Origin of the sequence: Rhizobium sp. RSm-3 (genome assembly GCF_001854685.1) — a bacterium.
GTDB lineage: Bacteria > Pseudomonadota > Alphaproteobacteria > Rhizobiales > Rhizobiaceae > Rhizobium > Rhizobium ecuadorense.
In genome coordinates this window covers 257,088-271,339 of sequence record NZ_MAWZ01000013.1, presented here as the reverse complement: position 1 = coordinate 271,339, position 14,252 = coordinate 257,088, and the positions used below count along the sequence as shown (strand labels likewise).

10 protein-coding genes are annotated in these 14,252 nt (G+C 60.9%); 7 read left to right on the top strand and 3 right to left on the bottom strand.

Annotation, left to right across the window (positions count from 1 at the left end; translation table 11 throughout):
• Positions 1-173: 173 nt before the first annotated feature.
• Positions 174-1,880 (top strand): adenylate/guanylate cyclase domain-containing protein, encoded by a 1,707-nt coding sequence (locus BBJ66_RS14510; protein WP_071087840.1) that lies wholly within the window; start codon positions 174-176, stop codon positions 1,878-1,880.
• Positions 1,881-2,263: 383 nt separating this feature from the next.
• Here BBJ66_RS14510 and BBJ66_RS14505 read toward each other — a convergent pair whose 3' ends face one another.
• Together BBJ66_RS14505 and carA are read right to left on the bottom strand one after the other, a co-directional pair.
• Positions 2,264-3,094 (bottom strand): class I SAM-dependent methyltransferase, encoded by an 831-nt coding sequence (locus BBJ66_RS14505; protein ID WP_083335565.1) that lies wholly within the window; start codon positions 3,092-3,094, stop codon positions 2,264-2,266.
• A gap of 712 nt (positions 3,095-3,806) precedes the next feature.
• Positions 3,807-5,012 carry a glutamine-hydrolyzing carbamoyl-phosphate synthase small subunit gene (gene carA / locus BBJ66_RS14500; protein ID WP_071088129.1) on the bottom strand — a complete coding sequence of 402 codons (1,206 nt, stop codon included), beginning with the start codon at positions 5,010-5,012 and terminating at the stop codon, positions 3,807-3,809.
• 270 nt (positions 5,013-5,282) lie between these two features.
• On the opposite strand from carA, the gene BBJ66_RS14495 reads away from it, so the two are divergent.
• On the top strand, positions 5,283-5,735 hold the full coding sequence (locus tag BBJ66_RS14495; protein ID WP_071087836.1) for a GatB/YqeY domain-containing protein: 453 nt from the start codon (positions 5,283-5,285) through the stop codon (positions 5,733-5,735).
• Positions 5,736-5,737: 2 nt separating this feature from the next.
• Here BBJ66_RS14495 and BBJ66_RS14490 read toward each other — a convergent pair whose 3' ends face one another.
• On the bottom strand, positions 5,738-6,625 hold the full coding sequence (locus BBJ66_RS14490) for a hypothetical protein (protein ID WP_071087834.1): 888 nt from the start codon (positions 6,623-6,625) through the stop codon (positions 5,738-5,740).
• Between the two features lie 672 nt (positions 6,626-7,297).
• Here BBJ66_RS14490 and dnaG point away from each other — a divergent pair.
• The 5 genes from dnaG to BBJ66_RS14465 all read left to right on the top strand — a co-directional run bounded on the left by dnaG (position 7,298) and on the right by BBJ66_RS14465 (position 14,037).
• On the top strand, positions 7,298-9,304 hold the full coding sequence (gene dnaG, locus BBJ66_RS14485; RefSeq protein ID WP_071087832.1) for a DNA primase: 2,007 nt from the start codon (positions 7,298-7,300) through the stop codon (positions 9,302-9,304).
• Positions 9,304-11,169 carry a DNA helicase RecQ gene (gene recQ / locus BBJ66_RS14480; protein ID WP_071087830.1) on the top strand — a complete coding sequence of 622 codons (1,866 nt, stop codon included), beginning with the start codon at positions 9,304-9,306 and terminating at the stop codon, positions 11,167-11,169. Before dnaG ends, recQ begins: the two co-directional genes overlap by 1 nt.
• A 106-nt stretch (positions 11,170-11,275) precedes the next feature.
• Positions 11,276-12,463, top strand: a complete 1,188-nt coding sequence (locus BBJ66_RS14475) for a glycine C-acetyltransferase (RefSeq protein ID WP_071087828.1) — start codon at positions 11,276-11,278, stop codon at positions 12,461-12,463.
• Between the two features lie 178 nt (positions 12,464-12,641).
• Positions 12,642-13,679 carry an L-threonine 3-dehydrogenase gene (gene tdh, locus BBJ66_RS14470; protein WP_071087826.1) on the top strand — a complete coding sequence of 346 codons (1,038 nt, stop codon included), beginning with the start codon at positions 12,642-12,644 and terminating at the stop codon, positions 13,677-13,679.
• Between the two features lie 10 nt (positions 13,680-13,689).
• Positions 13,690-14,037: a GFA family protein gene (locus BBJ66_RS14465; RefSeq protein ID WP_049736252.1), complete on the top strand. Its 348-nt coding sequence runs from the start codon at positions 13,690-13,692 to the stop codon at positions 14,035-14,037.
• Positions 14,038-14,252: the final 215 nt, after the last annotated feature.

Sequence of the window (14,252 nt, the reverse complement as noted above, 5' to 3'; positions counted from 1 at the left end):
ACGGTTGAGGTCAACATGGAAGCGAAGACGTCCGGTCACTAACTTGGAATCGCGGGGCGACCACTTCCTGAAGCCGTCGTGTTCCAGAGTGACGGCATTACCTCTTAACCACTTATTGACTCACCCGCAGTTGAACAATAACTTGCTAATTTGGTCGTTGGGCTTGTCCTCACATGACGGATCAATCTCTTCAGCGTCGTCTCGCTGCCATCGTCGTTGCCGATGTGGTGGGATATTCACGCCTGATGGAGGCTGATGAAGTCGCAACGCTGGCGAACCTTAGGGAACTCCGTTCAGGCGTTATCGAGCCGGCCGTGATGCGCCACAACGGTCGCATCTTCAAGATCGTGGGCGACGGCTTCCTGATCGAATTCGGTAGCGCGGTGGATGCGGTCGAAGCAGCGCTGGAAATGCAACGGGCCAACACTACTGTCGAGGCTTCCGGAGATCGACAACTACTTTTGCGTGTAGGCGTCAATCTGGGAGATGTCATTGACGATGGTCCAGACGTCCTCGGCGACGGGGTCAATGTCGCGGCGCGCTTGGAGACGCAGGCCGCGCCGGGAGGTATCTGCATTTCAGCCGGCGTTCACGGCGAGATCGTCGGCAAGATCGGCGACCGGTTCTTCGACGCAGGCGAACGCTACCTGAAGAACCTGACCCGCCCTGTCCACGTGTGGCATTGGCCCGATGCGCTGCCGAGCATATTGCCGCTGCCCGACCGTCCCTCGATCGCTGTATTGCCGTTCACGAATATGAGTGGGGATGAAGCGGACGCGCCTTTCGTCGACGGCCTGACTGAAGACCTGATCACCGACCTTTCCCGTACGGCCGGCCTGTTCGTCATCGCGCGGAATTCCGTGTACGGCTACAAGGGCAAGCCGGTCAACGTAAAGCTGGTCGCTCAGGAACTCGGCGTCCGCTACGTTCTGGAGGGCAGCGCCAGACGCGCAATGGGCCGTGTCCGCATCAATGCCCAATTGATCGACGCGCTTGCCGGCGGGCACTTGTGGGCTGAAAGGTTCGACAGGACGGTGGAAGATGTTTTCGAATTGCAGGACGAAGTCAACGCCAAGATTGTCGAAGCCCTCGTCGGCCGGCTGACCATCCCGACGCCGCGCAATCGGCCGAAGAACTTTGAGGCGTACGATCTGTGTGTGCGCGCCCGCCTCCTGACGGAAGAGTCGCCGCAAACCGAGCGTGAGGCCTATATGCTGCTCCAGCGCGCGGTCAAGCTCGAGCCATCATATGCCGAGGCGCTCGGTCTGCTTGCCTATAACCGTTGGCTGGCCTGGACCCATTTCGGCGAGCCCGAAGATCCAAACCGTAAGATGGCGACGACATCAGCGCAGAAGGCGGTCGAGCTTGATCCCAACGATGCCGGATGCCGTTACGTCCTGGGGACTATTTTGGCCTATGAGCGGCGATGGGAGGAATCGGAGGCCGCCTTCGCCAAGGCCCTGGAACTGGACCCCAACCACGCCGACACCTGGGCCGCCATCTCTGACATCTCAGTGCTGGACGGCAGGGTTGCCGACGGACTGGCGCAGATCGAAAAAGCTCTGCGGCTCAATCCCCGTCCAGCCTGCTGGTATCTTTGTCATCTTGGACAGGCGCAATACGCCGCGCGTGACTATGAGGCGGCAAGCGCTACCCTGCGCAGGGAAGACACCTATCGTACCAACTCACGCAAATTCCTGGCTGCTACGCTTGCGCAGTTGGGCCACAGTGAGGAGGCGCGGCGAGAAGCAGAATTGTTCCTGATCGCCCACCCTCATTTCACGATCGGCCATTGGCTCAGCTCCCAGCCGCTGCGCGATGCATCTGTACGAGACCACTTTGTCGACGGCTTTCGAAAGGCAGGCCTGCCGGAGATGTGACAGCGGGTGGGAACAATCTCGACGCGTTCGAGGACTTGATCAACGGATATGCGCTGCGCGAAACGGCGGTCTGGATCGCAGTGCCAAGCTTCTTCAGACGCTCCACAAAACGCGTCAACCAGCCCGAGTCTCGCATGACTTTTCCGCTGGACCGCCTTGCATCATGGTGGCGATGAGCCCGTAGTCCAGAATGAAGACAGGATGCTTTGCGAAACATTTAAGCAGCTTCGTCGAGACATGAAGGCGACGACGCTTACTTCCGCTATCGGCGGCGCAAAGATGCCGTTACCTTGAAACTAGACAATGTCTGCTTTCCGGCAGGTGCAAGGTCTGCTCCAACGGCTGAAATGAGGGCGCGAGGCGGACGGTGTGATGGCTCCGAGTTACTCACCAACGGGTCTTTGACCCCAGACCGCCACTCCTCCGCCGCCAAACGACCAGAAGGTGGGATCGGAAAGCAGTCGCATTGACCTTGCAAACGTCGAGGGATCGATTGTTCCGGCGTCAAACATTCGCTCCTTCATCTGTTCGGCAGTGAGCTTAAAAAATTCAGCAACCGGGGATCCGCCCTGCAATATCGAATAATCGCCCTCGGCACCGACATTGGATAGGCCCATTCCCGCAATTGTTTTGGGGAGCGCCCTAGCCCAGAAGCAATCCCGTCCGGAGGCTTTGACGACTGTGTTCACCAAGGCGGTCATGAAGTCACTGTAGTCGGCGGAAGGTGATGCGTGGACTGGAAAAAAGTCGACTTCCTCCACCAGAAGCCATCCGCCGGGGCAAAGCGCTTCTACCATTCTTCGCAGCGCCTTCTCGGGGTCGGGGAGGTGATGGAGCAGCCATCTGGTATGGACAATGTCGAACCCCGTCTCAGGCAACGGATCATTCAGGATATCGTGCTGCAGCGTAACGAGGTTCGGCCGTCTGAGGTTGTCGAACAGGGCCGTGTTGATATCCGTCGCAACAACTTTGCCGGAAAGGCCGACCTTCTCGCTCAGCCAAAGGGCAATCGATCCGCCTCCGGCGCCGATCTCCAGACAACTCAGTCCGTCGCGGATGCCCAGAGCTGCGAAACGCCGCCGTGTGAAGGGGTCCAGATAGTGCTCCAGCAGTTCAAGTCGGCGTTTTGCCCTGTCCCAGGAATTGTCCAATGCATATCCGGTCATCGGTGTTCCTCCTTTGTTTCGCATGATTGCCGGCGTGCCGGCCAGCATTTTCACCGGGCTTTTTCCGAATCCTCAAAATGCCAAAGACGGCGTCATGAGCCTGCCAGAGTTTAACCCACTCCGGGTCCATTCTTGCCACAGGCGGGATGCTGCATTTCGGGATAGGCTGTCGAGATGCGTGGCGATCGCGTCATAAAATGCTGTGGAGACTACAAAGCCAAAAACAGCCAACGCTCAGAACATGCTGAGCCAAACGGCAAAGGCAATCTACTTGCGCACTGGATCACGGCATTAAGCGCAGCCATGCCCGAGTTTCAGTCCAGAGGGGTGGTCCGCTACCGTTTCTCGGCTTCGCTAGAACTGTCGGCAATATGCGATAAGTACAATCACAGGCTACCCAGTGAAATAATTCACCTAAGCTGGCACAATTTATACGGAAGTCAATATTTCGATCAGCGGAATACTGCCTAAAGCGATGTCCGTATTTAGCTGCAACACCGATTTCCGCAATTGATGCTGTGGACGGCTCCTCCGCCGGCATCGCGATGTGCCATGATTGCGGTGTTGTCAGGAACCACATGCGGTGCGAACGACCAAAACGGGGGCGCAAAGCAGCCTTGTTCTTCTATAACGAAAAAAGACCGCTATCGGCAGATAGCAGTCCTTCCTCTCATTGCTGCCTTTCAAGATTCAAGGGATTCCACATCACGCTAGCGGCTGCCGGTTTGGCGGGCACTTGCGAAATCGGCAGTTCTTGAAATCAGCGTTCGGCGAGCGCCGGTTCGCCCTTCTTCTCGCGCACCATGTTGATGAAGCGGCGGAAGAGATAGTGGCTGTCCTGCGGGCCGGGCGAGGCTTCCGGGTGGTGCTGGACGGAGAAGACCTGCTTGCCGCGCACGCGCAGGCCGCAATTGGTGCCGTCGAAAAGCGAAATGTGAGTCTCTTCAACGCCATCGGGCAGCGACTTCGAGTCGACCGCGAAGCCATGGTTCATCGAGACGATTTCGACCTTGCCGGTCGTATGATCCTTGACCGGGTGGTTGGCGCCGTGATGGCCCTGATGCATCTTCTCGGTCTTGGCGCCGAGGGCCAGCCCCAGCATCTGATGGCCGAGGCAGATGCCGAAGACCGGGATATCGGTCTTCACAAGTGTCTTGATCACGGGCACGGCATATTCGCCGGTTGCCGCCGGATCGCCCGGGCCGTTCGACAGGAAGATGCCGTCGGGCTGCATGGCGAGCACGTCTTCGGCGCTCGTTGCTGCCGGCACGACGGTCACCTTGCAGTCGAGACCGGCAAACAGCCGCAGGATGTTGCGCTTGACGCCGTAGTCGAGGCAGACGACGTGGTATTTGGCGTCCGCTGCGGCGAGTTCGCCGTAACCTTCGTTCCAGACCCACGGCGTCTCGGTCCATTGCGAGGATTGGCCCGAGGAGGCAATCTTGGCAAGGTCGAGACCTTCGAGGCCGCTCCAGGCCCTGGCTTCGGCCTTCAGCGCCTCGATGTCGAAGACGCCGTTCGGATCGTGGGCGATCACCGCGTTCGGGGCGCCGTTCTCACGGATCCAGGCGGTCAGCGCGCGCGTGTCGATGCCGCAGAGGCCGATGACGCCGCGCGCCTTCAGCCATTGGTCGAGATGCTTGGCGGCGCGGTAGTTCGAGGGTTCGGTGATGTCGGCCTTGAAGATGACGCCGACGGCGCCGTGGCGGGCGGCAGGCGTCAGATCCTCGATGTCTTCATCATTGGTGCCGATATTGCCGATATGCGGAAAGGTGAAGGTGACGATCTGGCCGAGATAGGAAGGGTCGGTCATGATCTCTTCATAGCCGGTTAGTGCCGTGTTGAAGACCACTTCGGCCTGGATCTTGCCGGTGGCGCCGATGCCCCTACCTTCGATCACCGTGCCGTCGGCAAGAACGAGCAGGGCGGTCGGCTTTTCGATTGTCCAGGGTGCTGTCGCGGTCATCTTCATCCCGTTTCCGGCGGTGGGCGCGCGTTGCCGCGCTCGTCGCCATTTGATCTCGCAGGCGTGTGGACGCGGCAATGCCGCGCGCTTCAGGCCTGATCACGAATTTTGGTGCAGGTGGCGGTAAATAGCCACGCAATCGCTGAGCGTCAATCTTTGTAACCGGGATTGCCGCCGTTTTCCTGCGCTTTATCGCGGCGACCGCGCAATTTATTTGATCCGCCGCATCAGCGTGGTTTATGAAGCGGCATCAAAACAGGAGTGAAGACCATGCTGCGCGATCAACTCGCCACCCAGCTGAAAGAGGCGATGAAGGCCAAGAATGCGGAGCGGCTTTCCACCGTCCGGCTGATTCAGGCCGCGGTCAAGGATCGCGATATCGCCAATCGCGGCACCGGCAAGGAGCAGGCGAGCGACGACGAGATTTTGCAGATCCTCGCCAAGATGGTGAAGCAGCGGGACGAATCGGCAAAGATCTACGAGGAGAATTCCCGGCCGGAGCTCGCCGCCAAGGAGCGCGCCGAAATCACCGTCATCCAGGATTTCATGCCGAAGCAGCTTTCGGACGGTGAAGTGCGCGCCAATGTGTCTGCGATCATCGCCGAAACCGGTGCTGCGGGCGCTAAGGACATGGGCAAGGTGATGGCCGCGCTAAAGGAGCGTTATGCCGGCCAGATGGATTTCGCCAAGGCGTCGGCGACCGTCAAGGAACTGCTGAGCTAACCTCAGACCACCCGTCTCGCCTGCGGCTCCTCATGGACCGCAGGCCCGAGCGCCGCTTCGGCTGCGGCATCGATAATGGCGAATTTCGCCGCCTGATAATTCCAGTATTCGAGAATGAAGCGGCGCGACAGCCAGAAGTCGCCCTTGCGGGAGGGGGCTGTCCAGCCGACGCTCTCCATGGCCGCCGCCTGGGTCAGTAGCCGCTTCAAGTGGGTGTTGGAGATCATGAACTGTTCGCGGATTTCCCTGAGCGACAGGGGGCCGACCGCGACGCGCTCGGCTGTGCGGGGAAATTCCGGAAGGCGCGAAATCAGGTAGTCCATCACCAGCCCGCCGGTATTTGCCCAGTTGAAGAGGTTGAAGGTCGGGCCGGGATTGCGCACCGCTTCGCTCCCGATGATCGCCCTGGCGATCCGCGGCTGGATCGCTGCCATCATCGCCGAGGGGTCGGCACTGACCTTGCTGGCGCGTTCACCGCCGTCGAGGTTGTCGAGGATCATCAGATGGGCGACGAGCCATCGGGTGAAATGCTCCTCGGCGGTTTCCGTGGGCTCCAGATAGCGCGTGCGTTTGTCGGGGCCGGGAACCGGCCGCAGAAAACGATAGGCCAGCATTTCCTGCATGAAGGCCGCGGCCGTATTGCGGCTGGCGATGTCGTTCCTGACGGCGAAATCGATGAAGCGGCCGGAATAGAGACCGCTCTTGCCGTCGCCGGGATGGCCATAGTGAAGCGCAAAGCCGGCATGGGCCATCAGCCAGCGCTGCTGTGCGGCGAAAATCGAGGCGATGCGCGGGCTCTCCCGATAGATCGAGAGCATCTGATCGGCGCAATGCAGGATCGCAGCGAGAAAGCGATCGTCTGCTGCAAGAGTTTCAGCGGTAAAGGCCATGTGGAAGGGGTCCAGGGAGTTCGGCGCATACTTCTTTCACGCAAGCGCCGCCTGTCAACGGTTTTGTCAATAATCGGTTAATTTCAAAAGAGAATTTGTATCAGGGGAAGGCAAAATTTAAGAAGGCAGGAGCTGGGGGCGCTCCTGCCTTCTTGCTCTTTGCTTCCGCCGGCAAACGCAGGGCCGAGGCCCAAGCCGGAGGGTATTTGCAAAGGCACCCTTGCGAAGCGGCGCCGGGGGTAGGGATGGTGCTTCGCTCGGGGATCGCTTTGTTGAGATCGAACCTATTGCGGGGCGGCGGCTTATTCAAATTACAAAAAAATAATGATTGCCGAAAATGTCGGTTTTGGAGAGGCAGAAGCGAAGACTCTGTAGGCGCCGCGACGATCGGGCCGTGCAATCGATGCACAAGACAAGCATTTGTTTTAAAACGGTTTAATTCAACCCGGCTAAAGGCCTTCACACTTGCCGAGGCAGTTGCAGCGGTGGAAATTCAGCGCTTGAACGACAATAATGTCGCACCCTGTCGCAGGGGGCGATAACGCGTTTTTGATTGGATAACCGACGCCACTGCGGACCGGTGCACTTGCCTGTGAATAGCGGGTTTTCATGACAAGTTTCGTGGCGTGAAGCGGTAAAGCAGCTTATATGGAGGCTGGCCAAGAGGTATAGATGCGCTTTTCCAACACCTTTCTCGATGATATTCGCGACCGCGTTCCGATTTCGAACGTGATTGCGCGCCGTGTCAGCTGGGATAAGCGCAAGACCAACGTGTCGCGTGGCGATTACTGGGCCTGCTGCCCGTTCCACGGCGAGAAATCGCCGAGTTTCCACTGCGAGGACCGGAAGGGCCGCTATCACTGCTTCGGCTGCGGCGTCACCGGTGACCATTTCCGCTTCCTCACCGAGCTGGAAGGTCTGAGTTTTCCCGAGGCGGTGCAGCAGATCGCCGATATGGCCGGCGTTTCGATGCCGCTTGCCGATCCTGTGATGGAGAAGCGTGAGAAGGAACGCGGCTCGCTGATCGACGTCATGGAAATGGCGACTCAATTTTTCCAGGATCAATTGCAGACGGCGAACGGGGCGAGGGCGCGCGCCTATCTGCGCGATCGCGGGCTGACCGGGCGCACCATCGAAACCTTCCGTCTCGGCTATGCGCCTGACAGCCGCAATGCGCTGAAGGAGTTTCTCGCCGGCAAGGGCGTACTCAAAGAGCAGATCGAGGCCTGCGGCTTGGTCGTTCATGAAAACGTACCGGTTTCCTATGATCGCTTCCGCGACCGCATCATGTTCCCGATCCTCTCGTCGCGGGAAAAGGTGATCGCCTTCGGCGGCCGCGCCATGTCATCAGATGCGCCGGCGAAATATCTGAACTCCAACGAGACGGAGCTCTTCCACAAGGGCAACGTCCTTTATAATTTCGCTCGCGCCCGCCGCGCCATCCAGGGGCCGGGCCGCAGCGATGCGCAAGACGACAATGCGACCGGCACCATCATCGCCGTCGAAGGCTATATGGATGTGATCGCGCTCTATCAGGCCGGCATCGAGAATGCGGTGGCGCCGCTCGGCACGGCACTCACCGAAAACCAGCTCGAGCTGCTCTGGAAGATGGTGCCGCAGCCGGTGCTCTGCTTCGACGGCGACGGCGCCGGTATCCGCGCCGCCAATCGTGCCGCCGAGCTGGCGCTGCCGCATCTGAAGCCCGGCCGTTCCGTCCGCTTTGCGCTTCTGCCGGATGGCAAGGACCCGGACGATCTCGTGCGCGATGACGGCCGCGCCCCCTTCGACAAGGTGATGAGCCAGGCAAAGCCGCTGTCGGAGATGCTGTGGAGCCGGGAGATCAACACCGGCAAGTTCGACACGCCCGAGGCGCGCGCCGAGCTCGAGGCGCGGCTGAAGCAGCTGGTCGCCGTCATTGCGGACGAGAATGTGCGCCGCCATTACCAGCAGGATATTCGCGACCGGCTGAACACCTTCTTCCAGCCGCAGTTCCAGAACCGCAGCAATGGCGAACGCCGCGGCTTCAACGGCAACGGCAATTCCCGGACGGGCCGCGACAATGCTGTCAAGGCCGGGCCGAAAAGCCCCAGCGTCATTTCCGACCGGCTCGCCCGCTCGGGCCCCGTGCGTGGCCACCGGGACAATACGGCGCTGCGCGAAAGTGTGCTGGCGCTGACCATCGTCAATCATCCGGCGCTGATGATCGACGATTATGACGAGATCGCCGCGATCGACTACGACAGCCGCGAGCTGCAGCGGCTCTGGTCGGCCATGCTTGGGGCAGCCGCTGCCGTCGCTGGCCCGCATCTGACGCGCGACTATCTGACCGAAAGGCTGGAATTCGAAGGATTCGGCCCTCTCATCAAGAGCCTCGACCAGCAGGTGCGCAATGCCAGGCTCTGGACGGCGACCGAGGAGGCGGCGATGGAGGATGCGCGTGAGGGTTATCGCCAGGCGCTCGCCTTCCACAAACGGGCAAAGGCGTTGCGCCGGCAGAAGATGGAGCTCGAACGCGAGATTGCGCTGGCGACCGAAGCCGGCGACGGCGAGGCGATCGTTCAGCTGATGCGGGCGCAGCAGGAAGTGCATTTCGAAGGAGTGCGGCTTGAGAACCAGGAGGCGATCATCGACGGCTTCGGCGTGCTTTCCGGCCGCGTCAAAGGGGCGGCGAACCACTGATGCCGCAGACCGAACGGAACGAACCGGGCTTTTCCGCCTCCGTTGCGCTGTTTTCCGCCGGCCGCGCGCCGCTCGATATTCTCAAGCAGGTCTACGGCTATTCCTCCTTCCGCGGCAAGCAGCAGCAGGTGGTCGAGCATGTGGTGTCAGGCGGCGATGCCGTGGTGCTCTTCCCCACGGGCGCGGGTAAATCGCTGTGCTTCCAGATCCCGGCACTCTGCCGTGACGGCGTCGGCATCGTCGTTTCGCCGCTGATTGCGCTGATGCGCGATCAGGTGGAGGCGATGAAGCAGCTCGGCATTCGGGCGGCTGCGCTGAATTCGTCGCTGTCGCGCGAGGAATTCGTCGAGGTCCGCCGCGCGCTTTCGGCCGGCCGGCTCGATCTTCTCTACGTCACGCCCGAACGCATCCTCACCGATGGTTTCCGCGAACTGATCGCCAACGAGAAGATCGCGCTGTTTGCCATCGACGAGGCCCATTGCGTCTCGCAATGGGGCCATGATTTCCGCCCGGAATATCGTGCGCTCGGCCAGCTTGGCGAGCAATATCCCGGCGTGCCGCGCGTGGCGCTGACGGCGACGGCCGATCCGCATACGCGCGACGACATTATCGAGCGGCTGGGGCTCGACGCTGCCCGGATCTTCACCACCAGCTTCGACCGTCCGAATATCGCTTACGAAATCGTCGAGCGCGACCAGCCGCGCCAGCAGCTGTTGCGCTTCCTGTCCGGTCACAAGGGAAACAGCGGCATCGTCTATTGCCTGTCGCGCGCCAAGGTCGAGGACACGGCCGACTGGCTGAACGGCCAGGGCGTGCGCGCGCTTGCCTACCATGCGGGCATGGACCGGGCGGTTCGCGACGCCAATCAGGATGCCTTCCTGAAAGAAGAAAACCTCTGCCTAGTCGCCACCGTCGCCTTCGGCATGGGCATCGACAAGCCGAACGTGCGTTATGTCGCCCATCTCGATCTGCCGGGATCCGTCGAGGCCTATTACCAGGAGACCGGGCGTGCCGGCCGCGACGGCCTGCCGTCCGAGGTCTGGATGGCTTATGGCATGGCCGATGTCATCCAGCGCGGCCGGATGATCGACGAGGGCGGTGCCGCCGCTGAGATCAAGCGGGTCGAGCGCGCCAAGCTCAATGCATTGCTGGCGATCTGCGAGACCGCCTCCTGCCGCCGCCAGGCGATCCTTGCGCATTTCGGCGAGGCGCATGCGGGCCAATGCGGCAATTGCGACACCTGCCTGAAGCCGGTCGAGACCTGGGAGGGTACGGAAGCGGCGATCAAGGCGCTGGCCGCGATCTACCGCACCGGTGAGCGTTTCGGTGCCGGCCATGTCGTCGATGTGCTCGTCGGCAACGTCAATGAAAAGACCGAGCGTTTCGGCCATGTCGATATGCCGGTCTTCGGCGCCGGCAAGGATATTCCGTCGCGCATCTGGCAGTCAGTCTTCCGCCAGCTGCTCGCCATGGGATTGGTCCGGGTCGATCACGAGGCCTATGGGGCGCTGAAGCTGGAGCCGGAGGCGCGCGCCGTCTTCAAGCATGAACGGCAGGTGTTCTTCCGCAAGGACCGTCCGGCCTCCGAACGGCGCACGAAGAAGGCGGAGCGCAGCGAGCGCAAATCGGGACTGTCGGGCGCCGACGGCGCTCTGTTCGAGGCGCTGCGGGCCGAGCGCATGGCGATCGCCAAATCCCTCGGCGTGCCGCCCTATGTCGTCTTTCCCGATACGACGCTAATCGCCTTTGCCACGGAGAAGCCGAGGAGCCGCAAGGAATTGCTGGCCATATCGGGCGTTGGCCAGGCGAAGCTCGAGCGTTACGGCGACGCCTTCCTGGAGATCATCCTGGCGCAGGATGGCTGAGCGGATCGGCCGATCTTCCTGCTGATCTCGGCCCAGCGGTGAAGAAGACAAGCCGGCGGCGATATGCTAACCCGAGTGCTATAAAAAACATCAGGAAGGGCCGCCCATGACTTCGCCATTTCTCTCCCATCTCAGGACCGAAATTTCGGCGCTGAAGGATGCCGGCCTCTATAAATCCGAGCGGGTGATCAGCTCCAAGCAGGCAGGCGAAATTGCCATTTCGACCGGCGAGCGGGTGCTGAATTTCTGCGCCAACAACTATCTCGGCCTTGCCGACAACGAGGAACTGGCCGCGGCCGGCAAGCAGGCGCTCGACCGCTATGGCTACGGCATGGCCTCGGTGCGCTTCATCTGCGGCACCCAGGAGGAGCACAAGCAGCTCGAGGCTCGTATCTCCTCCTTCCTCGGCATGGAAGACACGATCCTCTATTCCTCCTGCTTCGATGCCAATGGCGGCCTGTTCGAGACTCTGCTCTCCGAAGAAGATGCGATCATCTCGGATGCGCTGAACCACGCCTCGATCATCGACGGTGTCAGGCTGTCGAAGGCCAAACGCTTCCGCTACGCCAACAACGACATGGCGGCACTCGAAGAGGAATTGAAGAAAGCCGAAGGCAGCCGTTTCAAGCTGATCGCCACCGACGGCGTCTTCTCGATGGACGGCATCATCGCCAATTTGGGCGGCGTCTGCGATCTCGCCGAGAAATACGGGGCCATGGTCATGGTCGATGACAGCCATGCGGTGGGCTTCGTTGGCAGGAACGGCCGCGGCTCGCCCGAACATTGCGGCGTCGAGGGCCGGATCGACATCATCACCGGCACCCTCGGCAAGGCGCTTGGCGGCGCGTCCGGCGGTTATACCGCGGCGAAAGCCGAGGTCGTCGAATGGCTGCGGCAGCGCTCGCGGCCCTATCTGTTCTCGAACACCTTGGCACCGGTCATCGCCGCCGCCTCGCTCAAGGTCTTCGACCTCATCGAAAACGGCGATGCCTTGCGCAAGCGCCTCTCCGACAATGCTGATCTCTTCCGCGCCGAGATGACGAAGCTCGGCTTCACGCTCGCCGGCGAAGGCCATCCGATCATTCCTGTCATGCTGGGGGATGCCAAGCTCGCCCAGGACATGGCCGGGTTGATGCTGAAGAAGGGCATTTACGTCATCGGCTTCTCCTTCCCCGTCGTGCCGAAAGGCCAGGCCCGCATTCGCACGCAGATGTCGGCGGCACATTCCAGGGCTGATGTTGAGCGGGCGATTGCGGCCTTTGCTGAGGCTGGGCGGGAATTGGGTGTGATTTGAGAATGGGGGATTGCCCCTCACCCTAACCCTCTCCCCGTAAACGGGGCGAGGGGACGTGCCCTGCGAGAGGATGGTGGGGACGGAGAGGTCGCCGCGTGTCCCCTTCGCCCCGCCTGCGGGGAGAAGGTGCCGGCAGGCGGATGAGGGGCCGAAACAGGCACTGACCAAGGATACAGATATGTCGAACATGATGAAGGCGCTGGTCAAATCAAAACCCGAAGTCGGGCTGTGGATGGAGAATGTGCCGGTGCCGGAGGTCGGGCCGAACGATGTGCTGATCCGGGTGAGGAAATCGGCGATCTGCGGCACCGACGTGCATATCTGGAACTGGGACCAGTGGGCGCAGAAGACCATTCCGGTGCCGATGGTCGTAGGCCATGAATTCTCCGGCGAGATCGCCGAGATCGGTTCGGCGGTCACCCGCTATCACGTCGGCGAGCGGGTTTCCGGCGAGGGTCATATCGTCTGCGGCAAGTGCCGCAACTGCCGGGCGGGCAGGGGGCATCTCTGCCGCAACACGCTCGGCGTCGGCGTCAACCGGGCGGGTTCGTTCGGCGAGTTCGTCTGCATTCCCGAAAGCAATGTGGTGGCGATCCCGGAGGATATATCAGATGAGATCGCCGCAATCTTCGATCCGTTCGGCAATGCCGTGCACACCGCACTCTCCTTCGATCTCGTCGGCGAGGACGTGCTTGTCACCGGCGCCGGGCCGATCGGCATCATGGGAGCGCTGGTCGCCAAACGTTCCGGCGCCCGTAAGGTCGTCATCACCGATATCAATCCGCACCGGCTGGCGCTGGCGCGCAAGCTCGGGATCGACCATGTCGTCGACGCCTCCCGGGAAAATCTCGCCGACGTGATGAAGACGATCGGCATGACCGAAGGTTTCGACGTCGGGCTGGAAATGTCGGGGGCGGCGCCCGCCTTTCGCGACATGATCGACAAGATGAACAATGGCGGCAAAATCGCCATTCTCGGCATCGCGCCGGCGGGCTTCGAGATCGACTGGAACAAGGTGATCTTCAAGATGCTCAATCTCAAGGGCATCTATGGCCGCGAGATGTTCGAGACCTGGTACAAAATGATCGCCTTCGTCCAGGGCGGCCTTGACCTTGCGCCGATCATCACTCATCGCATCGGCATCGACGATTTCCGCGACGGCTTCGAGGCGATGCGCTCGGGCAACTCCGGCAAAGTCGTGATGGATTGGATGTGAGGAGGAAGACATGCTCTATGAAGGAAGCTGCCATTGCGGCAAGGTCGCTTTCGAGGTCGAAGGCGAATTCACCGAGGCGCTGGACTGCAACTGTTCGCTCTGCCGCCGGCGGGGCGGGCTTCTGGCCTTCGTGCCGCGCGACAAGCTGGTGCTGAAGACGCCCGAAGAGGATCTCTCCACCTATACCTTCAACCGGCATGTCATCCGACATCACTTCTGCGCCAAGTGCGGCATTGCACCGTTCGGCGAAGGCGTGGCCCCGAATGGCGCCGCCATGGCGTCGGTCAATCTGCGTTGCATTCCCGCAGTCGATCTCGGCGCGCTGAAGGTGACGGCCTATGATGGCGAGGCAAAGTAGCCAATATTTGGCAGGGCAGAGGCGGAATAGAGCAACGTCCGGACTGCAAAAATGGCGCGAACAACTGGCTCGGCGGGCAAAATCTTTGCTGCCCTTGTCTTTTGTTCGCCGCATCTTAAATAAGGCTTCGCAATCGCTGCCGCGGTTCAAAGCCTGTGGATAAGGCTTTTTCCGAGCTTTCGTGAGCTTTTTTTGTAGAAAAGCTTGACGAGAAC